The sequence below is a fragment of the Bacillus sp. P14.5 genome (assembly GCF_003316765.1).
Classification (GTDB): Bacteria; Bacillota; Bacilli; order Bacillales; family Bacillaceae_B; genus Rossellomorea.
Genome location: NZ_NIJF01000060.1, coordinates 306,068 through 331,481, shown reverse-complemented (window position 1 = coordinate 331,481; position 25,414 = coordinate 306,068). Strand labels below are relative to the sequence as shown.

General features: G+C 35.4%; 21 protein-coding genes. 20 read left to right on the top strand and 1 reads right to left on the bottom strand.

The features are described 5' to 3' along the window. Nucleotides 1–241: 241 nt before the first annotated feature. From B9Z54_RS09135 to B9Z54_RS09085, 11 genes are all read left to right on the top strand, one after another. The gene (locus B9Z54_RS09135; RefSeq protein ID WP_113928090.1) at nucleotides 242–721 is read left to right on the top strand and encodes an immunity protein YezG family protein; all 480 of its coding nucleotides are present in this window, start codon (nucleotides 242–244) and stop codon (nucleotides 719–721) included. A 442-nt stretch (nucleotides 722–1,163) separates the two neighbouring features. After that, nucleotides 1,164–1,613, top strand: coding sequence for an SMI1/KNR4 family protein (locus B9Z54_RS09130; RefSeq protein WP_113928089.1), 450 nt, complete (start codon nucleotides 1,164–1,166; stop codon nucleotides 1,611–1,613). Nucleotides 1,614–1,695: 82 nt separating this feature from the next. After that, nucleotides 1,696–2,172, top strand: a complete 477-nt coding sequence (locus B9Z54_RS09125; protein WP_113928088.1) for a DUF600 domain-containing protein — start codon at nucleotides 1,696–1,698, stop codon at nucleotides 2,170–2,172. A 370-nt stretch (nucleotides 2,173–2,542) separates the two neighbouring features. After that, a complete protein-coding gene (locus tag B9Z54_RS09120; RefSeq protein WP_113928087.1) occupies nucleotides 2,543–3,424 on the top strand; it encodes a DNA helicase in 882 nt (293 codons plus the stop codon). 549 nt (nucleotides 3,425–3,973) lie between these two features. Continuing rightward, nucleotides 3,974–4,939, top strand: a complete 966-nt coding sequence (locus B9Z54_RS09115) for an ATP-binding cassette domain-containing protein (RefSeq protein ID WP_113928086.1) — start codon at nucleotides 3,974–3,976, stop codon at nucleotides 4,937–4,939. Next, nucleotides 4,932–5,711 (top strand): ABC transporter permease, encoded by a 780-nt coding sequence (locus tag B9Z54_RS09110; protein WP_205207697.1) that lies wholly within the window; start codon nucleotides 4,932–4,934, stop codon nucleotides 5,709–5,711. The genes B9Z54_RS09115 and B9Z54_RS09110 overlap by 8 nt, the downstream gene beginning before the upstream one ends. A 234-nt stretch (nucleotides 5,712–5,945) precedes the next feature. Beyond that, on the top strand, nucleotides 5,946–6,269 hold the full coding sequence (locus tag B9Z54_RS09105) for a nucleoside triphosphate pyrophosphohydrolase (RefSeq protein WP_113928085.1): 324 nt from the start codon (nucleotides 5,946–5,948) through the stop codon (nucleotides 6,267–6,269). Nucleotides 6,270–6,449: 180 nt separating this feature from the next. After that, the gene (locus tag B9Z54_RS09100; protein ID WP_113928084.1) at nucleotides 6,450–8,132 is read left to right on the top strand and encodes a hypothetical protein; all 1,683 of its coding nucleotides are present in this window, start codon (nucleotides 6,450–6,452) and stop codon (nucleotides 8,130–8,132) included. A 17-nt stretch (nucleotides 8,133–8,149) separates the two neighbouring features. Continuing rightward, nucleotides 8,150–9,733 carry a hypothetical protein gene (locus B9Z54_RS09095; RefSeq protein WP_240189856.1) on the top strand — a complete coding sequence of 528 codons (1,584 nt, stop codon included), beginning with the start codon at nucleotides 8,150–8,152 and terminating at the stop codon, nucleotides 9,731–9,733. Further along, nucleotides 9,730–10,530, top strand: coding sequence for a hypothetical protein (locus tag B9Z54_RS09090; protein WP_113928082.1), 801 nt, complete (start codon nucleotides 9,730–9,732; stop codon nucleotides 10,528–10,530). Before B9Z54_RS09095 ends, B9Z54_RS09090 begins: the two co-directional genes overlap by 4 nt. Before the next feature lie 20 nt (nucleotides 10,531–10,550). Next, a complete protein-coding gene (locus B9Z54_RS09085; RefSeq protein WP_113928081.1) occupies nucleotides 10,551–13,475 on the top strand; it encodes a hypothetical protein in 2,925 nt (974 codons plus the stop codon). 59 nt (nucleotides 13,476–13,534) lie between these two features. Here B9Z54_RS09085 and B9Z54_RS25630 read toward each other — a convergent pair whose 3' ends face one another. Beyond that, a complete protein-coding gene (locus tag B9Z54_RS25630; RefSeq protein WP_240189855.1) occupies nucleotides 13,535–13,690 on the bottom strand; it encodes a hypothetical protein in 156 nt (51 codons plus the stop codon). 174 nt (nucleotides 13,691–13,864) lie between these two features. On the opposite strand from B9Z54_RS25630, the gene B9Z54_RS09080 reads away from it, so the two are divergent. The 9 genes from B9Z54_RS09080 (at nucleotide 13,865) to B9Z54_RS09050 (ending at nucleotide 25,171) form a co-directional block, all read left to right on the top strand. Beyond that, nucleotides 13,865–14,842: an FtsK/SpoIIIE domain-containing protein gene (locus B9Z54_RS09080; RefSeq protein ID WP_240189854.1), complete on the top strand. Its 978-nt coding sequence runs from the start codon at nucleotides 13,865–13,867 to the stop codon at nucleotides 14,840–14,842. A 105-nt stretch (nucleotides 14,843–14,947) separates the two neighbouring features. Then, nucleotides 14,948–15,826 (top strand): DUF4007 family protein, encoded by an 879-nt coding sequence (locus tag B9Z54_RS09075; protein WP_113928079.1) that lies wholly within the window; start codon nucleotides 14,948–14,950, stop codon nucleotides 15,824–15,826. Beyond that, nucleotides 15,823–19,251 (top strand): hypothetical protein, encoded by a 3,429-nt coding sequence (locus B9Z54_RS09070; protein WP_113928078.1) that lies wholly within the window; start codon nucleotides 15,823–15,825, stop codon nucleotides 19,249–19,251. The genes B9Z54_RS09075 and B9Z54_RS09070 overlap by 4 nt, the downstream gene beginning before the upstream one ends. 11 nt (nucleotides 19,252–19,262) lie before the next feature. Beyond that, the gene (locus tag B9Z54_RS09065; protein ID WP_113928077.1) at nucleotides 19,263–20,063 is read left to right on the top strand and encodes a hypothetical protein; all 801 of its coding nucleotides are present in this window, start codon (nucleotides 19,263–19,265) and stop codon (nucleotides 20,061–20,063) included. Between the two features lie 150 nt (nucleotides 20,064–20,213). After that, complete coding sequence (locus B9Z54_RS09060; protein ID WP_162785151.1) at nucleotides 20,214–21,857, top strand: DEAD/DEAH box helicase; 1,644 nt, start codon at nucleotides 20,214–20,216, stop codon at nucleotides 21,855–21,857. After that, complete coding sequence (locus tag B9Z54_RS25255) at nucleotides 21,850–23,022, top strand: ATP-binding protein (RefSeq protein WP_205207696.1); 1,173 nt, start codon at nucleotides 21,850–21,852, stop codon at nucleotides 23,020–23,022. Before B9Z54_RS09060 ends, B9Z54_RS25255 begins: the two co-directional genes overlap by 8 nt. Nucleotides 23,023–23,090: 68 nt before the next feature. Continuing rightward, complete coding sequence (locus tag B9Z54_RS25250) at nucleotides 23,091–23,657, top strand: hypothetical protein (RefSeq protein ID WP_205207695.1); 567 nt, start codon at nucleotides 23,091–23,093, stop codon at nucleotides 23,655–23,657. Between the two features lie 84 nt (nucleotides 23,658–23,741). Continuing rightward, a complete protein-coding gene (locus B9Z54_RS26165) occupies nucleotides 23,742–23,867 on the top strand; it encodes a hypothetical protein (RefSeq protein WP_275887798.1) in 126 nt (41 codons plus the stop codon). Beyond that, entirely contained in the window at nucleotides 23,864–25,171 is a 1,308-nt protein-coding gene (locus B9Z54_RS09050) for a DUF4145 domain-containing protein (protein ID WP_240189853.1), read from the top strand. The genes B9Z54_RS26165 and B9Z54_RS09050 overlap by 4 nt, the downstream gene beginning before the upstream one ends. The last annotated feature ends 243 nt before the right edge of the window (nucleotides 25,172–25,414 follow it).

The following is a 25,414-nucleotide window of genomic DNA, read 5'->3' as shown; positions in this document are numbered from 1 at the left end:
AAGACAACAGGTGCTTTTGTTGTTGGATAATAATCTATGTATGGATGACATTGATGATGCTTAAGGGAAATTCATAACTCATTAAGGGTGCACTATCATGAAGTATTGTTTAGACACTTTTAGGAGAGATGATATTTTACAAGGTAGAGATAGTTTCTATGTATAGAATGGCTTTCAAAACTAACAAGTTTGATATTCTCGTGGCGATAAACAATGGATAAAAAATCAGGAGGTTGATAATATGAGCTTTGAAATTGAACTAAATGAATTATATAAACAGATAGCTCAACAAGTGAACGATTTGATCCCAGTTGAATGGAGCGACATATATTTCAATGGAGAAGTGATGAATAAAGAAGGGGGTGTGTTCTTCTTTTTTACCCCTATTGATAGTAGTGAACTAGTTTATTCTCATGACTTCCCAGATATTTATTCAATAGATGAGAGTGTTTATGATAAAGAGCTTCATGAATTGTTTGAACTAACAGTTAAAATGCAACAGGTTTTTATTGACAATGACCAAGAACCTTGGTTTTTAGTAACATTACTTCTAAATGAATCAGGAACACTTAATTTGCATTTTGATTATACAAATTGGCATGATAGTGAATTTGGTCCTGCAGCTAGAATTGATTATTTTGAATATAAATATATTAGTCAAAATAAAGAACAATTTGATTTAGCCTTAATAGAGAGAATGAAAAAATACGAAGATATGTAGTTGATAAACACCTGTTTTGCATTATGCAATAGGTGCTTTTTTGATGACTTTGTTGTTTGATAATTTATAGTTTTAACATACTATTCTTGCGGGTTATCCGATCACTAAGTTGTAAAAATCACTTAAAAGGTAAGTCAATTAATTGGCTTCAATACTAAATATAATTGCATAGGTTAGGGGGGCGGTCGAAGCTAAGAAAGGAATTTACAGTACGTTGTAAAAGATGCATAAGTAAGTACGAAAGCAACACATATCATAGTCCTTAGATCGCTTTCTTCCTGACGTGGAACATCGTAAAATATTGCAGGAATTGGTGGAGAATGGTGGAAGTATTAGAAATGATCATGTTTTAAGAAATCAGTATGACAACTTTAGGAGTGAAAATTGGAGAGGGAGAGATAAGCAAATAGATATAAGTGACTAGTAAAAGGAGGAACCTTGAATGGATAAAGAGGAATTAATAAACTATATTAATGAACATAAGGAATCAGATGACTTTACAGGTGGAATAGATGAAAGTCAAATTGAATCTATTCAAAATGATCTTCGGGTTGATCTACCAGAAAGTTATAAATGGTTTTTGTCTACCTATGGTTCAGGGGGATTATTTGGAGTTGATATCTTAGGCGTCGCAAAATCTAATAGAGCTCCAGTTGTAGTTACTACAATAAGACATAGAGATTTAGGAATGGACAAGGACTTAGTAGTTATCGAAGATTTTGGAGAATATGCTTATTGTCTTAATATCAGTGAAATGGAGAAAAATGAGTGTCCGGTAATCGCGTGGAATAATCCAGGGGGACTTGATGACTACAATACAGCAAAGAATTTTTATGAGTTTTTATCACAAAGGTTATTGGATGCAAAAGAAGCATGGGAAGAAGATTTTTAGGATGTTTTTTCGAGATAATTATTCTTGCCCTTTACAATAAATATATTTTATACGCTGCTAACATTAGAGGGGTTTTTAATTAATGGCTAAAGTATTTGAAGATTATTTTTCTGAATTGCAAACAGATATGGTAGCTATTTGTCTGGAATATGTTGAAAGTAGAGCTGAGGATGTTTATATCTATTGTTCTTATGAACCAGACATGTATGTTTTTGACGTGTTTTACAAAATAAATGGAAAATTTGTTTTTAAACATAATTTAAATGATGCAATAATAGCCAGTGATCGAATAGGTGAAAGAGCGTTTTCTTATGATACCTCTGAGCAAAGACAGGAAGCGGTATTAGAAATTGGGCTTGAAGATTTAGAAAAAATTCACGAAAAATGTAAAGAATATAATAAAGAAATGCCTACGGAAATGAAATTACATTATAACGTTGCGACAAACAGTCTAAAAGCAAACTATAACTACGAACTGGTTTATTCAAATGATGATGAATTATTACCAGACGATATTTTTAAAAGATGGGTTGAAGAACTAAAAGAAAATAATATGTAATATAGACCTTGATTGGCTAAGTGCCTTTCAAGGTTTTTATATTTAAAAAATGATTCTTTGTTATTCAATATTTCAAAAGATATGAAGCAGCAAGTCATGCTATCAAATAAAATAAACTTAAACATTTAATATAATATAAAACGGCATGGAAGGTTTTTATGAAGAAGTCCGCAGCGAAAAGGACTACACGCTAAATCAAGAATCAAGGCCTGATTCCCAGTACACTAACATATTAATATACGGGAATAAGAACCATGTAAGAATTAGATATACTTTGTTCTGGTAAACAAATAGTTTGATAAAACGGTGTCTCTTTCCCAAACAATTCTCTATATAAAAGGTGAAAACGATATATAGGGAGGAACTAATAATGACAGGATGGATCAAATTCAACCGAAGCACGATCGAAAGCCCGATTTGGGGGAGCCCGTTTACTTTGAGGCTTCTATTATTGCTGAGCTGCAGGGCACTGCAGAAGGAGTTCATGTATGTGGAAGAAGTAAAGGTACATAGAGGACAGTATTTACGGTCGTATTCTCGCCTAGCTGAGGATCTGCAGTATGTGGAGAATGGCAATTTAAGAATCCCGTCAAAGAACACGATCAAATTGAGTGTGGATCGGTTGAGGAAATATGGTCTCATCTCTACGGAGGAAACGAAAATCGGCACCTTATTCACATTAATCGATAGTGACGGTGATTTTTCTGCGCTCGAAAACGGGAGAACGGATGATGAAGCACAGCAAGACAAAGCGAATATAAAGGCTGCACTAAAAGAAGAATGTAAGAAAGGTAGAGAAGAGAAAGAAAAAGAGAGCGTGCGCGCGAGAGAGGACCTGCCTTCCAAACAAGATGTGCAGAGGAGAGTGGAGAAAGTCACGGAAAAATTCCTGAAGCTGCGGAATTCAGGATTCTGTATTTCGCCTAAGGAGAAGTGTGCTATTGAAAAAATAGCTGAGAGTGATATCGAAGAGGAGACGCTGCTGTGCTGGATGGAGGAGCTCCAGTCTGCCTATCGAAAGCGGAATGCGGACCACACCATCAATTCGTTTGCCTACTACGAGAAGGCTTTGATGCGGAAAATCAGGAAATCAAGGAGTACGTCTAAGCCCCCTAGCTCTTCTGCCAACCCTCTAAAAGAATCAAATGACTTTCTTGCCAAGCTGGAGAGGTGGAAAAGAGAGGGGGAGGCCCGTATTGCAAATGGATCTAAGCGAATTAAACCAGCGTTTGTGCCTGTATGGGCTCGTTGAACTGGCGGCTCGGGAGCAACATGCTGGTAAGCCCGAGCCTGCGGGCATTAGCGACGTCCTGCAGAAACCTGAACATTTTTCTCAGAACCGCGACAGGTTGATATGCGTCACTAAGACATTACCCTTTCCCGGCAGCTTGCTTACTGATAGGTTTTACCAAATGGCTAATGTCATTTGTAAAAGAAGCAGATGCAGTTGGTTGTGTCAGCAGGTTTTATTGTTTGAGGACCGCCAATTAGGCTGCAGGCTTGGGTTCAGTTTGATTAGGGAGAATCCTGATATTCTAAGTGGAAGAATTACAGGGTGAGATGAATTGTTCCGCTTGTAAAAATAAGATTAGGGTGCAAAGTCAAAAAGCTGCTTAACGACGGGCAGTATGGTGTTGAATAAGCTTGTGGTGTAAGGGAGCAGTCCGACTACTTGTTTATAAGTGCTTAAAGTAGATCCGCTTTTTTAAATCAAATAGACAGGGACACACCCACAGGATGCAAGTGAAGGATAAAAACACCTCCCTCACGAATAGTATTAAGAGAGAATGGAGGGAAGCTTGTGAATGGAAAAATCGTGGTTGAGAAGTTGACGAAGACGTTTAAAAAAGGCAATGTCGAGGCTGTTAAAGGCGTATCCTTTCAAGTCGAGGAAGGAGAGTTCTTCGCCTTCTTAGGACCGAATGGAGCGGGGAAATCCACCACAGTACAGATTTTGACGACGTTGATCAGTGCTTCTGCAGGGAAAGTGGAGGTTGCCGGGTATGACGTGATGGACCAGCCTGAACATGTCCGCCGTCATATTGGCGTTGCTCTTCAGGAGACTGGTGTTGATTCTGATCTCACTGGCCGAGAAATGCTGGAACTGCAGGCATACATATTCGGATTCAATAAGGAGGAGGGAAAAAAGCGGGCGCAGGAGCTGCTTGAAATTGTAGATCTGACAGAGGCGTCTGGAAGGCGTATCGGCGGTTATTCAGGAGGGATGAGACGAAGGCTTGATCTCGCGCTGACCCTCGTGAATGAGCCGAAAATTCTCTTCCTGGATGAACCGACGACAGGGCTTGACCCTTCAAGCAGGGCAGCCATCTGGCAGGAGCTCCGCAGATTGAATAAGGAAAATGGAACAACGATATTTCTGACGACTCAATACTTGGAAGAAGCGGATTCCCTGGCGGACCGGATTGGTATCATCAACAAAGGAGAGATTGTAGCGATGGGGTCGCCTAAGGAGCTTAAAGCGGAAATCGGCGATGATCTTATCACCATTACATTGAAGGATGACAGTCAAATTGATGGAGCGATATCTTTGACAAAAGATCGGCTGGCAGGTGTGGATGTCATCCGTCAAGAAGAGAAGATCTTGATATATGTCGGTGAAGGAACAAAACAGCTGCTGGAGGTTGTCAGGCTTTTCGATGTGGAGGATATCGCCATCTCGGATATCCAGCTTTCGTCTCCTACCCTTGATGAGATCTTCCTGAAGCTGACGCGTGAATCGAAGGAAGGGGTGAAGAGCAATGGGTAATAATGTGCTGAAAGATACCTGGCTAATGACAGTAAGGAATATCAAGACCACACTAAGAAATCCATTTTCCTTCATACCCAATCTGATCATTTCGGCATTTTTCCTGTTGGTTTATGAAGGCGGTTTGAGCGGAATTTCCGAATTACCTACGTTTGAAGGGGCGGATTACCTTGCCTTCATCCTGCCCGTTTCCATTGTTTCTGCAGCAATAGGGGGTGCGGGAGGAGCTGGACAAAGCATCGTCAAGGATATCGAAACCGGATTTTTCTCCAGGCTATTGCTGACTCCTGCCTCCAGGCTTGCCATTGTACTCGGCCCGATTATTGCCGGCATGCTGCAGCTTTTGGTACAGACACTCCTTATCATAGGAATGGCATTTTTGCTGGGGTTGAATGTCAAAACCGGAATCGGCGGCATTCTGTTTGTCATCTTGATCGCTGTCGGATGGGGACTTGCCTTTGCCGGCTATTCAGTCGGGATTGCACTCAGGACTAGAAATGCCCAGGCTGCCCAGGCAGGCACATTCATCTTCTTTCCGCTGATCTTTCTCAGTACGACATTCGTGCCCTATGAGATGATTGAAGCTCAATGGCTGAAGATCGCAACAATCATCAATCCAACCACCTATATCTTTGAAAGCATGAGGACTGCATTAATTGATGGCTGGGTATTCTGGGACTTAATGCAGGGTGTGATCGCGATTGTGATCGTCTGCTCCATTACGATTACCTTTGCGGCTGTTTCAGCCAAGGGAGCTGTGTCGCGGGGGTAAGCGAGAAGTGACGACAAAGGATAACTTAGAACTCCTGGCACAGTAACAAAAAATTAGACGAACCTTATTAATCAGGGGCTGGTTATACACGAAGAGAACTGCACCTACTTGAACACATTTACAATGAGATGGATATAAATGAAGAGCTGTCTGACGGATAGCTCTTTTTTCTATGTTTTGGTAAGATGAAATGGAAGAAGATTTACATTTCATAGTTCGTTTGGAGGAATACCGATGCCTGTATACAACAAACTGGTCCGTGATAGAATCCCGGAAATCATTGAGTCGAATGGAAAGAGATTTTCAACAAGAATCCTTTCTGAAGAAGAATACATAACAGAATTGAAGAATAAGAGCTTTGAAGAATTAGAAGAGTATCGTGATGCAGCAACTAGGGAAGATGCACTGGAAGAGCTGGCAGATTTAATGGAGATCGTGCATTCATTTGCCAAGTTTCATGGTGCTACCCTTGAAGAATTGGAAGAGATCCGGCATAAAAAAGCGGAAAAACGCGGGGCTTTTGATGAAAAAATATACTTAATTGAAGTAGAAGAATAATAAATAGGGCAGAAATAATTACTCCTGAATGTATTAATAATATTGAACCAATATTTAATTGGAAAACATTTTACATAATGAATTTCTAAGAATAAGTGAAAAAAAGGAAATTCTATATTACAATAAGGAGACAAATATATTAATGGTAGATTTCGTAGTAAACATATAGGAGGGTAAACCTTGAAGGGGAATTCATTTGTCTATTATTTAGACCAATTTAACGTTCTGTCGCCTAATCATGCAAAGATTTACGATGAGTATACAATAGATCCAGATACTAAAAATTCTTATACATTTAAAATTGATACGAAAATTGAAAGTACACTAGTAAATCTTTTTGAAAATGATCCACAAAGTATTATTCTTACGGGTAATGCAGGTGATGGGAAAACGAGACTATGTAGGATAGTTTATGATTACTTTAATGATGATAATTTAGAAAACTGGCCAGAAGATGGAATTGTAGAATTTTCTTTTAGTAAGGGAAAAATAAGAATTGTTAAAGACCTATCTGAACTGAAAGAGGATATTATTGAAAAAGAGTTATCACATCTTCAACAACTTGTTTCTTCTGGAAATTCAGATAACGTTTATTACCTCATTGCAGCTAATGAGGGGAAATTGACTAAATTCCTTTCGCAACATCCTCAACTAGACCAATTACAGGATGAGGTAACTTCAAGGTTTAAAACACATAAGAATAACTCAAATGATTTCAGTATCTTTAACCTGTTAGATGTTACTTCATCTGTCTATGTAGAGAAGGTTTTAACAGAATGGAATAAACCCGAAAATTGGGAAGAGTGTCAGGACTGCCCTTTTAAAAATCGTTGCATTATTCATATGAATCATGAGAGAACTTCTCAATCACACATTCAGGATAAGATTGTTGAACAATATAAGCTTCTTGATTATTTAGATACCCATATAACAATGAGAGAAATGTTAATTCATATAAGTTATATGCTTACTGGCGGATTTACTTGTAATGACATTAGAAATGCCAACTATAAAGAGATAGAAAACCAAACCAAAAAACCTTATTATCAGAATATTTATGGACATGGATTGGATGAAAATGCCTTCTCTGAAATGAAGGCTCTTAAGGTATTTAAAGCTTTAGATCCAGGTGTGTATTCCCATTCTTCTATAGATGACTTTATTATTAACGGAGACATAAATGGAGATATAGAATCCGAAAGCGCGCATAGTTTGTTAATCGGTAATTCATTGGATCTTCAGTTAGGTTATTTTAAAAAGAAATTAACTCTATACCGTGATTACGATGTAGATAAGGACCACTCGATTGTAAATGAGTGGATACCTAAACTGAGAAGGAAGTATTTCTATGAATCAGAAAGTGGTGATTCAAACCAGCTTCTTCCTTTTGAATATGTTGATGAATATATTAAGTTATTCGCAAATCCAAAGGCTAAAACTTTAATAAAGAAAGAAATTATCAATGGTCTTAATAGGATCTTTTCCGGAAGGTTAACAGAAACTAACAATAAGCATTTATTCGCAACCAATAAGAATCTAATGATTTATGAGCAATTTAGATCAAAAGATGTTGATATTGAACAAGAAAAGGAACGAGAGGATTTAGATAGAATTCCATCAAATTTTAAAATATTGGTAAGGGATGAAGTTTGTTTAAATATGAATTTAGCCGTATTCGAATATCTGATGAGGGCAAGTGGAGGTGGCACTCATAATGTTCTACAGCAAGAAGCAGAAATACTGATTGATACATTTAAAAACGAATTGATTAGAATAAGTGAACCCGAAGACTATGAATTAAACATCTTGAGGTATGATAACAAAACAGGACTCTTTATAGATGACGAAATAAGTTTGTTATAAAGGAGATATTTTTTATGGTGTCAAAAAAACAAAGTGTTGAAGAGTTCTCCACGCAATTATCTGCGCAAATTTGGGGGCATCGTTTTAAAGATGGACAAAAAGGTCCGGAATATGTACTTGAATTCTTAAATGTTTTAAAGGGTACAAATTATGACTTTAGTGCAAATGCATACTCCCGTGTCCGTTCTACAGGACTTAGACAATTTATCTTTGAAGGAGATAAAGAGGGAGCTAAAATGGGTGTCGTTAGTTTAACTACAGAACAAAAAGATTCTCTCTACGGAATTGTAGAAAATAAAGATGAAATCCATGTTATTAGAGACTTTTTCCGCAATTTAGAAATACCCTTGACCGATGGTACAGGAAAGCCTGCAAATCGTTCGTGGTTTGCTAAAACGTTATATCCTTTGCACGAGTCTCTATTATTCTTTGAACTGAGAACACACCATAATAAAAATGCTGGTACAAAATCTTATAGTTATGAAAGAAATTTCTTCGCTCGAGGTGGAGAGCTCTATTTTTTGATGCTTTCTTATGGTACTGATAACAATCTTGAATTAAGAAGTAATATTGAAAATAGGCTTAAAACGCTTTTAAATAAAAACAAAACGATAGAAAACGTAGTATATAAGATATCTTCGTGCCTTAATGAACTAGAGAAAGATGAATCACTGGCACCTTTAAAACAAGATAATAGCAATAAAGAATACCCAACATTACCTACCACGGATGATCCGATTTTTGAAGAGTTTGCCCAGGAATTCTTTAGACTCATCAGTTTAAATATTGATATTTATGAGATGTTTGAATTATTGACGAGTCTCATTACCTTCCAATTAGGTAGGTATATGTTAAAAAGAGCTAAATTAAATAATGAAGATCTGGTAACATTCTTCTTTGATTGTTTAGATGCACAAGTAGGACCTGTACAAAAATTGTCAGCAAAATCGTTCAGTGACAATGAATTGCTTATAAAAAACAAATTTGAAAATTACTTTATTCAAACTTTTAATGAAAAAATACCTTCAGAAGATTTTGTTATGGAAAACTTAGAAAGCTGGCATGCTGACCCCGAAATGCTAATTGAATTACTAGGACTGAATCGCCTTTCAAAGGTAAGAAAAAATAAGGTCTATAAAGTCATTCAGAAATGTGATTCTTATGACAAAGTGATGAACCACTTATTCAATGTGGTTAAGGAAATCGTTTCAGACCAATTGAAGAAACATCAATTGAATATTGTACGTGGCCTTACTAGAGATGGTGGTTATGGAGGCTACAGAAGAGGCAGCAAGTATCGCTATTTCATGTCTGATACATTCATTCAGGCTCTAGTATATGCAAACCTTCAACCAGGGAAACAAATGGAATTCCACAGTTTCCTAGAGAAAGTCTATCGGAAATACGGCTTTATCATAGGAGAAGTGCAAGCTAAAGAAAATGGAATCTATGAAAAATCAAAATTAAATGTTAGTTACTTCCAACGGAACGAGTATGCGTTAAGAGAAAAATTGAGACACAATGGACTTCTCATTGAATTTTCAGATGCAACAGCAATGATTAGAAATCCTTATGAGCAAGCAGGGCAGGTGAAAGCATGATTACGTACAATGATCTTTTAGGTAAGTGGGTTTTTAATATCTTATTGGAGCACTTTAAGGAACACAGTCAAGATGGGACAAATAAGCTATTTATTAAGGTGAATGGTTTAACTGACGAAAATGTTCATTCCTTGCTAAATGAATTAGACGAGAAGGGGTCTAAACTAGAGAAATATTATACTCCTATGATTCGTACGATTAAATCAGTAAATGAATTTGACCAGTATAAGTTGAAAGAAATTGAAACGAGTACGTGGTTGAGAAACTATACTTTCTCAGGTAATGCTCTGGTCATTATTATTAACGAACTGACTCCAGAAGCTCAAAGTTTAGAAAACTTGTTTGCGATCGATGAAGCCTACTTACTTTCTGAATTTGGGCTAGAAAACCTGTTTGCTTTATTATCTGAAGAATTTCAACTCGCAGCTGAAGAAATTGAAACGATTAAAGAATTCTTTAGTATGTATAGTAGCTTAACCGAACCACAACTTAGATTTATTCTAAAATTTGTCGAGAAAATCTTGAACCAGGAATCACCGTCTATTGTAGAAAAAATTCAGACCAATTTACCTGAATTGAACTTATTCAGGGACCAAAGCTTGGTAATTGGTCCTAAAGGAAGAAAAAGGCTGAGAGCTAACTTTTTGTTGGCAAATCTCCAAAAACCAAATGGTGATTTAGATACTGAAAAGTTACAAAATAACCTTTACACTTTTATTGAATCCGAGGAAAAAATAATTTTTCTGACGAACTCTGGAATGGTATTAACCCTTCAGAGTTTGAAGAAAAAGTTATAGAATTCTTAAATCAAAAGAACTTGGATTTACTTTCATATGAGTTCAATGTTGTTGAAACAGTATTAAACTTCAAAACCAAAGTTGGCTTGTCTGATAAGATTAAGGATGCACTTATTTACAATGGAAATCCTACAAAGGAAGAAATTGAACAAATAGAAGACGGCATCTCTGAGATTGAAAAAAATCAAAATCCTGATGCAATGCAAGAGTTTTTAGAGGAATACGAGGAACAGTTATCTCAAGCAAATAAGCTGGATAAGGTTATCTCTAGAAGAATCGAAAAGCTCCGTCACCCGAAGGACTATCACGATTTAATTAATGCACTTCAATATGAATCCTTTTCATTGCTTGAGGAAAATGCTGAGAAAGTCTCTCAAAACTCCTCCTTTGAATTATCAGTACATGCATCTAAGATCACTCAACAAAATTCCGAAATATTGAAGATGTATTTAGAAGGCATTTCAAATGTTGTCCCTCATATTACCTATAAGCAAGGCCCATTAAATGGGATTACTATCGACGAGAGTGCCAATGATGTGTTGACATTAAAACTGCATTTATTAAATGATAGTGAGGTACTGGGGACTGAAACCTTTAAAGTTAAAGGTTTTGAACAATTACAGCTCCTTACTTTTAAAGATGCTATTGAAGAAGGGAAGGTCCCTCATCTTAAGAGTTACCAGGAAGAAGAGGTTCAACTTTTAGATGTAAAAGAAATGGTATATGAGAGAGTTGATGGATATCTTTCAATTAATCAAACCGGCTTTGAAGAACATTTTAATCGTTTCTCAGGTTTCTTAGAAGAATACTCACTGACCTTGAGAGAAGTTTTAAAATCTGGTTTATTTAGTATTAATATTAACAAATTCAAAAATCACCTTGAAGAGCTATTCTCTGGTGTTTCTACTTCAGTCGATATTGCGAGTCACATTTATAAGTTTATCAACTATATCGGGACTATAGATACACTTGATGTTAAATTAGGTCAGACTGGTTTTTGTCACGAACGAATTGTGACAATATTTAATCCGATACGTTTGGTTAGTTATGTATCTAGATATCAAAAACTTGAAGATCAAATCTCAGAGTGGATTCATAGAACCGTCAATAATGACTTAGAGGTCAATAATCTTGAGGATTATCTGGAGTATGTTACAGAGAAGACTTTAAATTTAGCTCCTAGATATTTTTCTAGTGATGGCGACGATTCCTTCCTAATAGAAGTAAATGAAGTTTTAGGGGAAGGCCAATTTATCTTAAACTCAAGACGTTCAGAAAATATGGATTATCTTTCATCTGAACTATCAGATGAATTAGTAAAAAGTGTGAAAAGTTATTTTGAGGTTTATCCTTATGCTAAAGATGGTTTGGATATCTTATTCCTGTATTGTCAAAGTGCAGATATTATCACTAAATCAATTGATGCTCTATTTAATAAGCATAAATCCTTAAATAAATTAAAAATCACTGTTCACTCTACACAAGCTGCTAGTATACATCAGAAGATTAATCAATGGATCAAGCAAAAAGAAGAATATACTAATCCTGACAAATATAGCAAGTTTCCCACTGTAGAAGTCAATGTTATTTCCGGGAACACTATCAATGAGATATCAAATCAAATTAATGCACACATGATTGATGCAGATCTTGTTGTATTAGCGGATTACTTTGGTCAGAGTAATCAAGTGAAATATGAATTTGATAAGGTAGAAGTCAAACATTCGAATGATTGGTTTAACCTTGTTTACAAAGAGCCTCTGCTAGATACTGAAAGTTTGAAAAGGATATCGTATGTCAGTGAACACTTACCTGATACACTTAAATCCTTTTATCAGTTACAATACATTTTTCAGAAAAAAGAGATGCTTGAGGAGAACGAGTTATATGTTCTAAAGAATAAGATTTCTTTGTCAAACTTCTCCGATAATGCTCTAATTGATTATATGCATGAGAATTTTAACTGGATTATGTTTATGGATCGTTACCTTGATAAGTCTTTATTGGAGAAGGCCTCATCAAAGGCTCAAATTATTCAATACAAGTCAAAGGCTGGGGCGAACAAAAACTTTAAATTGATTGTTTCCTCTTCAGAATATATCAAAAAGCTGAATTCAAATAAGCAGGATTATGAATATTATGATCGGTTGACCAAAAAGCTGTCTCTTATCCTTAAAAATGATAATATCCAAAGGGACAGTGTTAAAAAGGCAGTTAATCAAGTGAAATCTATTTCTGGTGCCCTAGTCTTGAAAGCGATTGGACCAGGGAAGTTTTCTCATGAACTTGTAGCCACATACCTAAGTGTGGAACGCCGTTCAAAATTAGAGAACAATCTACAGGTATGGTCAGTCTGTGATGAGTTACCTTGGTTTAGAAAGAACAATAGGCGTCCAGATTTAGTCATTACCACTGTGAAAGAAAGTGATGGTAAGATCACTTTAGATTTTGAGCTTCTTGAATTGAAATTTGTTAATCATGCTATTTTTGAAAGAGAAAGATATGATGCTATCAAACAAATTCAGTCAGGACAAAATTTATACGAAAACTTATTTGATTTCACCCAAGATAACGCAGACTCTAAATATTGGAGGAATGAGTTAGTCCATTATTTCATTGAAAAAGGAACATACTCACCTGAAGAGGCTTATCTACTCAAAAGACTCCAGCATGCTCAAATTGGCGAAATACAAGTAAATATCCATTCTTCTATTGATGCTTATTGCTACACTTCCAATCTATATCAAAATAACTTTGTACGAATAGAAGAGGATGTATATGAAGATATAATCGAAGGTGAATTCAAGAACTATATTTTCAATCGTGCTTATATCTTGAAGTCACTGGGAGCTCGAAATATTGATGAGCCAGAGTATGCTGAACTTGAAAATACTACAGAGACTTTCTCGGAAAGTCTTGTATTGGAAGAAGAAAAAAAGGGTTAGATAATGATGAAGAAGACCCTAACGTAGACAATTCAGATATTGCTTATAGAAAAGACGAATTAGAAGAAGAATATGAAGAACCTGTTCAGCCAGATGACACAGATAACGAAGATACAATCAACGATGGTAATGACAAGGAAGACCCAATTAAAAAGGATGATGATAAAGGTGACGATGATATTGTAGTTACTCCACCAGCAATCGACCCACCTCAATTCTACTATCCTGAAGTAGAAGCTTTAAAAGATATTGAAACTAAACGAGCTGATATAGCTGCAGATCATTCAGAACTTCAGAGGAAGTATGTCTCAACGTTAGAGACTCATTTTAATCGGAATGGGCTTAATGTTAAAGTAAATGAAGTAATAGTAGGGTCAAGTGTCATTCGATTGACCTTAACATTACCTTCCTCTCTAGGCATTGACAAAGTATTGAAAAAAAGGAAAGATATACAGATTTGGTTGGGTCTTGACCAGGAACCACATCTGTTTATAGACAAGAATGGATTAAATATAGATATTGTTAGAGAAGAACCAGATACAATTTATTTTGAAGAGTTCATGGCGATCGCAAGACAGCAGCTAGGAAACAAGATAAAGAAAACCAATTTAGTTGCTCCTATGGGATTTGACCCTCTAAATGATGTTATTAGTATTGATCTTTCCGATCCGTCCACTCCTCATCTACTTACAGGAGGGACTACAGGAAGTGGTAAAAGTGTAACATTAAATTCAATAATCCTAGGTACTATGTGTTTCTATGAACCATCACAGTTGCAGTTTGTTTTCATAGATCCTAAACAAGTGGAATTTTCGATATATGAAGATCTTCCACATACAGAGTCAGTTGTGACTGAAATAGGAGAAGCGGTTAATAAGCTTAATCTAATGGTTGAAGAAATGGAAAGAAGATACAGTATGTTCAAAAAAGAGTTCGCTAGTAATCTTGATGAATATACAGAAATGTCACAAGAAGTACTTCCAAGAATAGTTATTGTTTTCGATGAATTTGCTGATTTCATGAGTCAAGAGAAGGAAGTCGCAAGCCAGGTAGAAAATGCAATTTTAAGATTGGGCCAAAAAGCTAGAGCTGCAGGAATTCATTTAATCATCTGCACACAGAACCCGAAATCTGATATTATTAATACGAACATTAGAAATAATTTAGGAGCAAGATTAGCTTTAAGAGCTACCGATTCTACAGCTTCCTCTGTCATCCTAGGTGAAAGCGGGGCAGAGAACCTAGGGGGAAAAGGAGACTTTTTAGCTAAAACAGCTAGTCAAAAAGTGATAAGAGGAAAGAGTCCATTTTTGACTCCTGAGGTGAAGAGAGCATTACTGAAATATTTTATGTCAGAGAGTAAATAAAAATAATGCATCTAGATATTTTATCTAGATGCATTATTATCGCTTAAATTGACTTCTGGAAGAATGTCTCCAGAAGAAATATATGTATTCGGAAGGCTGATAATTATGGCATATGGTCAACATCAAAGCTTTTATTTAAGAGATCGATGGTTAAATAAGGCTATTAAACACTTAAAAGAAGATAACAGATTCTTTTATGATAAAGAGGCGTTTGAAAAAATTGGTTTAGGAAAAAACATGGTGCAATCCTTAAGGTTCTGGGTTGTCGCTACAGGTGTTGTGGAAGAAAAGTTCAATGAAAATCGAAAGAAAGTTCACCTTTTAACACCACTAGGTGAGTTGATATATAAATATGATAAGTTTATACAGTTTAGAGATACAGCTGCAATTATACATTATAACTTGTCAAAAGACATAGAGCCTGCGACTACTTGGTTTTGGTTCTTTAATGAGTTTAGTGAAACAGCTATCGCTAAAGATGATCTTAACGCAGCTCTTAATGACTGGGTATCAATCCATGAAGATAAAAAGATTTCCCATAGATCTCTTAAAAGAGATATTGACTGTTTGGTGAAATTGTATACGGCTGGTCAAAGTATCTTAGACCCAGAAGAGGTTATACAGAGTCCAATTAATAAAATCAATATTTTAAGAGAATCTAAAGGAACTATAATTAAAAAGGTTCCATCCATTTCCGATGTGGGCTTAACTGCCTTGTTCTTTACTCTACTTAAGTATGCGGAAGAACAGGGAATTGATAATGTCAGTGTAGATGAAATTGTAACTAGACACGGACTCTGGGGGAATATCTTCAACATGAATAGGGCTGTTATTGTTAATGCCCTTGAATTGTTAACTGCTCATCCTAAATATCCAATAAAGTTTACCAGAACGAACAACTTAGATACAGTCAGACTGCCAGATATTTCTCCATTGAAGTATTTGGAGTTTGAATACAAGCGAAAGGTTGAGACACTAGTATGAAAACTAAAAGAAGAGAATTTAAATCTAGTGTAAATATAAAATTTGATTTAGGGAAACAAGAGTTTTTTAGAAACTACTTACCGACCCCATCACATGCTGAGTCTTTACAAAAGATTATTGCCGGTTTTAATGATTCCGAAGGTAAACACTCTCATATAGTTATCGGACCTTATGGTACGGGGAAGTCGTTACTAGGTACTCTTATAGCTGGTATGGCTTCAAGAACAGTTAGTGATTCTTCCTTTGAATTTCTAAAGAAGAAGTTTACAAACGTAGACGATGAAATATATGGTCAACTTAGTGAATTTCAACTTAAGGATAAAAAATATTTACCGGTAATCCTTAATGGTAATGAGGGCAGCTTCAGACAATCAATAATCTCTGCGATTATGAAGACGATAGAAGAGAACAATCTAGAAATTATTATTCCAGGTATCATAAATAAGATTTTAAAGACAGTTGAAAAATGGGAAGAAGAGTTCCCAAAAACATATAAAGAGTTCAAAAAACAATTGAGAGATTCTGAAAGAAGCATTGATGTATGGAGAGTAAATATACTTAACTATGAAAAAGAAGAAATTGCATGGTTTAAAAATATTTTTCCTTCTTTATCTTCTGGAGCAGAGTTCATTGTTGACTTTAAAGAAGATTTTACAGAACAAATTAAGTTTGTAATTGATCAGCTTGATAAGCAAAACCTAGGTTTATTTATTGTCTATGATGAATTTGGTCGTTTCCTTCAAAGCTTACAACCTAATATGATTCATGAAACGATGCAGGACTTGCAAGACTTGGCTGAGCTAAGTGATCATCATGCTAAACATTTACATCTATTATTCATTACACACAAAAATCTTCGACACTATTTCTTAAAATTAAGTGAAGAGTATCAAAATGAGTTTCAACGAATCGAAAAAAGGTTTCAGTTATATCATATTGATAGTGATAGGTCCACGTTTATCAGGATAACCGAGTCATTACTTTCTAAAATGGAACAGAAAAGGGAGATTCCTAATTTAACCGAAACAGATGTTAAAAATGAGTTAAGAAAGTATCCTCTCTTTTCACACTTGAATCAGGTAGAAATAGAAAAGCTGGTAATTAAGGGAGCATACCCTATACATCCTGTTGCAATTTTTATGCTTCCTCATTTATCTAGTTACTTTGCCCAAAATGAACGTACTCTATTTACATTCTTACAGAGCAAGGAAAAAGGTGGGCTGGTAAACCATATTAAACATAATACTGGTTATTATCTCACATATAAATTATTTGACTTTTTCTTCCCTGAAATTGATCAGGAGGAATACGTTGAAAACAAAGGCTTAGAAATTTATAAGAAACTTGTACCGAGGATTCCGATTGATAAAAATGAATTAAAAAATCTCTTTAAATTCCTTTCTTTATGGTCAATTACAAACTTATCCTCAAAACAAAAGTTGACTTCTGATTTCATTAGTTTTGCTATGAGTCTGGAAAAGGAGTTGGTAGAGAACCAGCTTTTACAGTTATCCAAGTTGAAGGTTATAAGATTTAATAGAATTCAAGGTAGCTGGGAGCTTTTTGAGGGTAGTTCAATAGATCTTGATCATGAAATTCTATTAAGAAAAGAAACCTCTACCATCACTTCTAATCAGAAAAAAGGAATACTTGAGAAAACACTAAATAGAAAGTATTTCCTTTCAAATGATTACAATGATCAAAAGAGCATGACACGTTTTGCATCTGTGAATATAATTTTGAGCTCAGAAATATTAGATGCTAATTTTGACAGTTCTAAAATCAGATTTGAAATGAACTCCGATGCTATAGTGAATTACGTTCTTATAGAAGATACTCAAGAATACGAAATTGTCATAGAAAAGTTAGCGAGTATAAATGATAAATATTCATATTTTTGTATTCCGTTTAAGTCCATACAAGAAGTCAAAGAAGAACTATTTCAGTATCATATTTTGACAACTTTGAAGCAAGATGCCGATTTTATGAAAAATGATAAAGACCTATTAAATGAGGTTACCATAAAGTTAGAAGATGTGTTCTATACATTAACTAATTTTATGAAAACTTATACTGAATTTTCTGGTGAACTTCAATGGTATTTAAATGGGAAAAAACTTCAAATCAAAAATGAAATTATATTTGAAAAAATCCTTTCTAATCGCATGTTTGAGATATTTCCTTTAACACCAGAGGTAAGAAATGATTCCTTTGTAAGAAGGAAAATTAATTCTGTTCAACGAAAAGCTGGTTTTAAAGTAGTCGATCATATTATTGAGGATTACAATGAGGGTGGGTTAGCTATTGAAGGTAACGGCCCTGACTACCTTATTTATGCCACCATATTTAAAAATAATAATCTTGACTTATCAAACCTGAATGAAATTGAATCCATTGAGTTTAACAGTTTAAGAAACGATTTGGTATCTGAGTTACTTAGAAAAGATCAAGGCAAATTAAGCGATCTAACTCAAATTCTTAAATTAGAACCATACGGGATCAGGGCTCCTCTCATTCCAATCATTTTAATTAGCCTTTTAAGAGACAAATGGGATCAATTAATGTTTTACAGAAATGAGATGTACGTTCCAGCTATAACAGGTGAAAAATTATATCAAATGGTAGAAGAGGATACAGAGTATGAATTTGCCTTTTACAATTTTGATGAAAAATATAAGCCTTTATTCAATTTTCTTAAAGAAACGTTTGGTGAGTATGTTTCAGAGACAGCATTAAGAAGCGCTACACCTATTGTCCTCAGCAGCGGATTGTTAAACTGGTTAAGATCTCTGCCAAGGTTCACTCAAGTGACAAATAATATGAATAAAGAGCTTGTTGAATTCAGGGATCTTATTAAAAGAAGTGAAATAGACCCGCGCTCAACCATTGAATTATTTTATTTAAATTATGCTTCTAATCTATCAGCAATAAATAGGAATAAGGAGAGTCTAGAAAGTCATTTGCTTGATTATAAAAAAGTTCTGAAAAACAGGGTCTTGAACTTGATAGGTTGTAATGAATTTATAGAGTTATTCCAGTGGGCAAACAAGAAAAATCCAGTAATCAAGAAAAATAACTCTTTGGTAAATGGAATTATAAACGCTGATAGGGATAATTGGATTGATTCCATTATTTTAACAATAGTAGGGGTAAGGCTGGAAGAATGGTCGGATACCACAGATCATATGTTTGAACAATTACTTCTAAAGGACTATAATTCTATTGAAAGTGATATACCACAAGGAGAATATCTGACTATAAGTTTAAATGGATCAGAAAAATCTATTACCAAGTTAGAGATGTCTACTAAGACACAAACGATCTATAAGAATGTTCATCGGATGATAAAAAATGCGGGCAGGAATGTTCCTAAAGATGAAATCGAGTATATGGTCTATCACTTGGTAAAAGAGTTTGTCGAATAGGGGATGATCGAATGGAAAGAAAACCAGTCCATGTAGCTATGTTCAGCGGAGGTGCAGCAAGCTCCTACGTTGCTTACAAAATGGTACAAGCACATGGTAAAGAAAATAGCATTTTGTTCTTCACGAATACCTTATGGGAAGATGAAGATAACTATAGATTTATGGATGAAGTCGCAGACTATATAGGTATAGAGATAACTGAAAAAATAGACGGTAGAACACCTGAGGAAGTTTTCTATGATTATCGGTTTTTAGGTAACTCGCGACTGGCAAAATGTTCGGAAGAGCTAAAAGTATATCAAACTGTTGTTTTCCTTGAAGAATTACGAGATAACCATAACCTTGAGCCTATCCTTTATTTTGGAATAGGACCTCATGAATCTCATCGTGCAGATAATTTAAGAGAGTTCTATGAGCATAATCCAATAGAACCTATTGAAACAAGATTCCCAATGATTGAAACATTCAGGGAGGATACAGATGCTAAATCTATTATTCAAAATGAATGGGGCATAAAACTTCCCCGTATGTATGAAATGGGCTTTTCTCATGCAAACTGCGGTGGACGTTGTGTAAGAGGTGGTTTTGGACATTACGCATTACTATATAAAAGTTGGCCAGACCGCTATAAAGAGCAAGAAGAAATGGAAGAAAATTTCCGTAAACACTTTGAAAAGAATGTTTCCATTCTTAAGAAAAATGGAGGTCCATTTACTCTAAAAGAATATCGTGAACAAATGGAAAGAGAAGGAGTAGACAGTTTCGTAAATATTAAAGATGAAACTGTACCTTGTGTTTGTTCTTTCTCATAATAAATTAATTAAGTCCGACGGATATTCACCGTCGGACTTTTTCTATTTTTTGGCTAATGTCGACTATTGTCGAAGTAGTTCAAAAATTAGTAGAAATGTAGTAGGATATTAGTAAGTAAGCAATAATTTTCCATCTATGGAGAGATGTTAATGTTAGACGTAAAGCGTATTATTAGCAGAGCAGATGAATTCACCATCCAAAAAATTTTAGATCCACAAGTGATTAAGATTACCCAATTGATGGATTCTAATTTTAGTAAAACAAGTGAAATGAAAAAGCTGATTTTCACAACTATCGAGGAAAGAGAATTCCTAGATGATAAAACTTTAAGAAGTGTGCTCATTGATTTATTAAGAGAAGATGAAGTGAGGATGATAGCAGAAACACTAGGCTTTTTAAACTCTAACATCACTAATCATTATGAGTTCTTAAAGAAGAAAAAAATGAAAAGGCATTCAGACGATGAATTAATATTCTATAACTTTTTTAATCTTAGCCCCCCTATGATGGAAAAAAATTCGAAAGCAGGTGTACTAAATTCTTCACTTTCACCTCTTCTCAGTAATTATCAGTTATTTATACACCAAAGAAAAGCTGTGGAAGATATAAAAGAAAAATTATCACGTTACCCACACCGCGTTTTATTACATATGCCTACAGGTTCCGGAAAAACTAGAACTTCCATGTCTCTAATATGTGACTATTTGAGGGAGAATGATCCTTTTTTAATAGTATGGCTGGCATCAACTGAGGAACTTTGTTCACAAGCTTACAATGAATTTCAAAAAGCATGGAGTAATTTAGGTAATCGGGAAATTGGTATTGGAAAACTTTGGGGTGATAGTAATATTGCGAATCTATATGAAGTTAAAGACGGATTAATAGTCGCTGGCTTTCAAAAACTTACCTATCTGCTTAATACTTCTGAAGGGCTCAGAAGGTTATCCAATATTGCTAAAAACGTCTCTTTTGTTGTAGTTGATGAAGCACATCAGTCAATAGCAGAAAGGTACCAAAGCGTAATTGAAATTCTTTTCAACTCCAATGTAAAAACTAGATTACTAGGTTTGAGTGCAACCCCAGGAAGAACTTGGAACGATGTAGATGAAGACCAAAAATTAGCTGATTACTTTAATGGTCAGAAAGTAACTTTACAAGTTGATGGGTATGAAAACCCTGTGGAGTATCTCATTGATAATGAATACATAGCAACTGTAGAATATCGAAATCTTGAATATGAAAACAGCGCTGATCTAACTGAGTACTTTAATGAAAAAAGTCTGGAAAATACAAAAGATTTTTCTAAAGAAGTCCTTTCTTTACTAGGACAGGATTCAAATAGAAACCTAAAAATCATTAGAGAAATCACCCGACTTAGTAAGGTTCACAAAAGGATTCTTGTTTTTGCTCCCTCAGTTGAAAGTTCAGAAATAATATCACGAATTCTTCAAATAGAGGGATTCAAGATTAACTCCATTACAAGTGGAACGGAATCAGAATTTCGTAAACAAGTAATTAACGATTTTAGGGAAAATGATAATGAAGTTAAGGTCATATGTAATTATGGGGTTTTAACGACAGGGTTTGATGCCCCTAGTACTAGTGCTGCGTTGATTGCTCGACCAACTTTATCATTGGTGTTATACAGTCAGATGGTTGGAAGGGCGATAAGAGGCAGAAAAGCTGGCGGGAATTTAACAGCTGAGATCGTTACGGTAGTTGACACTGAACTACCTGGTTTTAGAAGCGTGGCAGATGCATTTTATAATTGGGAGGATGTTTGGAATGTATAAAGTAGAAAATACATATGTACCCGCTCATTTAGCTATCGAAGCGATGAGAGATAATGGATATAAAAATACAGCTTATGCTGTTTGCGAATTGATCGATAACTCAATTCAAGCTAACGCCACACATGTGCAATTACTTTGTGGAGAGGCAGAAAGGCATTTAACAAACCGTAGAACTACACGTTTAGACCAAATAGCTGTTTTGGATAATGGGCAAGGAATGTCGCCTGAAGTTCTCGCAATGTCACTACAATTTGGTAATGGAACGAGACTGCATAAAGACCAAAGGACGGGAATTGGACGATTTGGTATGGGCCTACCTGCTTCTTCGATATCTCAATGCAAAAGGGTCGATGTATATAGTTGGCAAAATGGCATTGAAAATACATACCATGTTTCTCTTGATGTAGATACGATAAAGCGTGATAAAAGCAGTGCAATGCCTGAACCAATACATTCCTCAATTCCATACGGATACACTAATGTGGTAAAAGAATTTGGTACTTCTGGGACACTAGTTATTTGGTCCAAACTTGATCGATTGATGTGGAGTAAAGGTGAAACTTTAGTAAGACACTCAGAAGCATTAATAGGAAGAATCTATAGAAAATACATTCACAACAAAGAAGTAAAGATTCAAAAAACTGTCTTTGATATTGATAATCCATTTAATGTTTCAATTAATCGATTAGCCAAGCCTAATGATCCTTTATATTTAATGGATAAAACTAGTTGTCCTGAGCCTTTTAATAATCAGCCCATGTTCGAACGCCATGGCGGTGATAATTATGAAAGGGAATTTTTCGTCAATTACAAAGAGGAAGAGCACAAAATTACCGTTAGAAGTTCTGTGGCTTCAATAGAAGCAAGAACAGGTGATAATGCCGGAAGTACACCTCATGGCAAACATGCCAAAGAAAATACAGGTATTTCAATCGTCCGTGCAGGTAGGGAACTTGAACTTGATCAAACCTTAGTATCTTCTAGTGATCCAACTGAGAGATGGTGGGGAATCGAGATTGACTTTCCACCTAGCTTAGACGAGTTAATGGGTGTCACTAACAACAAGCAAACGGCAAGAAACTTTTCTGACATATTAAGCATGATCCAAGAAATTACTGAAGCACAAAAAAAGGTAAGGATATTGATATTATTCAAGAAGAACTAGAAGAAGAGGGAGACCCAAGAGCACCACTTATTATCGTTGCTGATTATATTTATAAACAGATCTCAATCATGAGAAAGTTAATAAAAGAGCAAACAAAAGGAATGCGCAGCAAAGCCAAACGTTATCAAGAAAGTGACATAGAGAAGAAGGCAACTACTTACACTGAAGAAAGAAAGCAACAAGGATATGTTGGTGGAAGTGACAAAGACGAATCTCTTTCTCCTGAAGAAAGAAGAGAACGAATTACTACAGGCCTAGTGACATCAGGAGTAGAAATAGAGGAGGCAAACGAAGTAGCAGCATACACAGTTACTAATAATCTCAAGTATTCTTTTACTGAAGCTTCGTTTGAAAGTGATGCATTCTTTACTGTACAACCTACTGGCGGTGCATTAAATATCCTCATTAACAGAAGTCATCCCGCTTATGAAAATTTAATTGAGGCATTAGACGGTGAAACTGATAATGAAAAAAATCTAAAAGAGCGAATTGACAAAGCTTCTCAAGGATTAAGATTGCTTCTCGCTGCATGGGCTAGGTTTGAAGATGAAATCCCAGATGGAGATCGTAAGGATGATATTCAGGATGCTCGAAAAGATTGGGGCAGGATTGCTAAGAAGTTTTTAAGGGATTAACTGCAAATAATCTAGAAAAGAGAAGACATCGCATAGCGACCTTCTCTTTTCTTTAAACAACTAGAATTGGGAGAGATAATCTAGATGAATAAATGGTTAAAAGATATTATACCAGCTATGAAAAATCTAGGTGGAGAAGCGGAGCTGGAATGTATTTATGAGGAGTTCTCTAAAATAACTGATATTAATTTAAGCTCTTATATAGATTGAAATCACAAGTAAGGAAGAATATTTACCTTCATTCAAGTGATTGTGAGATTTTTAAAGGAGAAGATGGTGACGATACCGATCTCTTTTTTTCTATTGATGGAAAAGGTAAAGGTAGATGGGGTATAAGAAAAGAAAAAGGTTATAAAGATGGAAAGGTGCTAATTATGAAAAAACAAGATTATTATTATCAATTTCTTGCACAGATTTCAACAGATTTAGCTGTACTTGCTCGTGACTTGGAATATAGCGTTTTCACAAGCCCCCGAATGATGCTGACTCACGCTCGAGCATTTGTAGAAGAAATCATCAATCGCATAATCAGAACAGAAGGAATTACAGACATGGAACGTTCAGGTCTAAATGAACGTATCTACCTCCTTAAAACACAAGGTTTATTAACTAAGGATGTAATGGATGCTGTGCATAATATACGAAAATTAGGTAATGATGCAGCACATAATACAAAAGCCTTTCGTTTTTCAGAAGCTCTTTCCAGTTGGGAAAGCTTGTATGAATTAGTGAAGTGGTATATGGAGGTATATGGTCAAGTTACATTTGAAATGCCTGCCTATCAAGAGCCTTCTATAGATAATGCTAATAAATATGATGTCCAGGAATTAGACATGAGGTTGAGCCAATGGCAAGAATCGGTTCTGAAAAAAGTTTCCAAAATAGCTGAACGATTAGATAATAATGTTTCAGTACTCGATCAACAATTTACGGAAGAAAAGGTGATTACTCCAGGAAATACAGAGATAAGAATAATAGAATATAAGGGGGAGAGAGTCAGTATTCCTTATTTCTTACGCGACGCATTCTTGTTACCTCAGCGTTTTGAAAACTCAGAACGATTTATGATTGCTCTTGGAGGAGAACAACAGGCAAGAATTATCAGTGAACTGCCGCAAAATTTAGAAGGCATCTCATCTTTAGTAAAACGTTATAAGGAAGAGAATGAAGCACTGCTCTTTAAAGATCTAAAGATTTTTATAGATGTAGAACGTAAACGCATAAAGATTATGCAAGAAAGACCCGGTGAATTATTTTTATTCTTTAGATCAGAGTTTGTTATTATGACAGAAGACTTATCTCGTTCAATATTAAGTGAAGAATATTTTAAGGGGTTTCCAAACTTCTTAAGACAATTACAGCATGATGGAATTAAAACAGTTGGTCAATTGCCTCAGGAGCTATTAATTTTAGCCAAATATGAGAGGGTTGGTATTGGACCTGTTGAAAAATTATTTAAACAAATTAAGGAGTTACAGAAAGAATATCAAAAGAGTAACTTAGTTACACTTTAAACCTCTGTTACTAATAGATTATTTTTATGCGGAGAGAGGGACAGGTAACGACTTATTGGTACAAGAAACCTGTCCTTCTGTCTTACTGCTCTTGGGTGTGGGGAGCATGCGACTAAATGGAATTAGGCTGTGGTGCTTACTTATATAGAGGACGGGCAGCGACAAGGAATCTGTATCTCCGTCTCTTTATTTCACCAAATTTAGCGATTTTTTACATTATAATTCTGGCCCTCCTCCATAAAA